The 1556-nt window shown below is 58.4% G+C and carries 2 protein-coding genes; both read left to right on the forward strand.

The annotated features are described in order from the left end of the window. Positions 1-790 (forward strand): Mu transposase C-terminal domain-containing protein (locus A3728_RS18760; protein WP_201722348.1); only part of this gene is annotated, 790 nt, incomplete at its 5' end. Continuing rightward, on the forward strand, positions 750-1556 hold an 807-nt coding region (locus A3728_RS18765; RefSeq protein ID WP_269084907.1), incomplete at its 3' end, for a TniB family NTP-binding protein. The genes A3728_RS18760 and A3728_RS18765, both read left to right, overlap by 41 nt.

A 1556-nucleotide genomic window follows, 5' to 3' on the forward strand; every position in this document is an offset into this window, starting at 1 on the left:
TCTGGTCTATCGACCGCCAGCAAGTCCTCACTTCGGTGGTCACATCGAACGGTTGATCGGCACCATGATGGGGGCCGTTCACCTGTTGCCGGGAACAACGCAATCCTCGATCGCGGCAAAGGGCGACTATGACGCCGAAAGCAAGGCCACGATGACGTTGAGCGAATTCGATCGCTGGTTTGCTCTGGAAATCTGCCGTTACAACAACAGCATTCATTCAAGTCTTGGCTGCACGCCCGTTGCCAAATGGGAGGCGCTCTCAGAGCAAATGACAGGCGACATCCCCTTCGAGATGGAAGCCTTTCAGGTGAGCTTCCTGCCGAGTGAACTGCGCAAGATCAGGCGTGACGGCATCCATCTGTTCCAGATAAGGTACTGGTCCGATGCCCTTGCAGGCCACATTGGGCGCGGGGATGGAAAGGTGGTCGTTCGCTACGATCCTCGCGATATCTCAATGATCTGGGTCGAACTGGACGATGGCCGGTATGTTGAGGCGCGGTACAGAAACCTGGAAATTCCGCCCGTCTCGCTCTGGGAATATCGCGAAGCGATGAGGAAGGCCCGTGCCCTTGGCAAGTCCGGGTCTAATGAGCTGGTGCTGGCTGAGCTGATCCGACAGCAACGCCAGATCGAAGCTGAAAGCCGGGGCCTGACGAAGGCCGAACGCAGAACCCGTGAAAGAAAAGGGACATTGAAGGGCACGAACTCGGCCGTCTCGACAACCGAAGGGCTGCGCCCGATCGATACGGGTGATACATCGCGCCCATTGTTCAAGGTGGAGAGATGGTGAATTGAGGGCAGGGACAACTGAAGAAGACGGCCGGATCGCCCTCATTCAATCGGATATCTGGATCGGCTTTCCTCGGGCGGAACAGGTGTTGGACCGCTTGCAGGGCATGATCGAAGCGCCACGACAAACCCGTATGCCTGGGCTTCTTGTGCATGGCGCCTCCGGGATCGGAAAGACGATGATTGCCCGAAACCTGTCGCGCAAGTACGCACCAGAATACGATCCGGCGTCGGGCATCACCCGCACACCGCTTCTGCTGTTGCAAGCGCCGCCCGCACCTGATGAACGGCGGTTTTACCTGCACATCCTGGCCGCCGTCGGCGCCCCGGCGACGGCTCTTAGCGCCCGCGCTCAAAATGTGGCTTCCCTCGAAGTCCGTGTCATCGCGCTCTTACGCGACCTTGGCCTGCGGATGATCATGATCGACGAGGTCCACAATCTCTTGGCCGGGACCCACCGCGAACAGCGCCGATTTCTCAATGTCCTGCGGTATCTCAGCAATGAACTCGAGGTGTCACTGGTCTGCCTTGGGGTCAGCGAGGCCGTCGATGCTATTCGCGGTGATATCCAGCTTGCCCGACGGCTGGACGAACATCATCTGCCAAACTGGCGCGACGATGCCGAGTTCTCGGACATGATCCAGACCCTTATTGCTGCCATGCCACTGGAAAAGAAGTCCAACCTGAAGGTCAAATCTCTCAAGCAGGTCTTGGCACTGACCGGTGGGGTGACCTCGCGCATCTTCGCTCTGGTCAAGGATCTTTCC

The organism is Sulfitobacter sp. HI0040 (genome assembly GCF_001634885.1).
Lineage (GTDB): Bacteria > Pseudomonadota > Alphaproteobacteria > Rhodobacterales > Rhodobacteraceae > Sulfitobacter.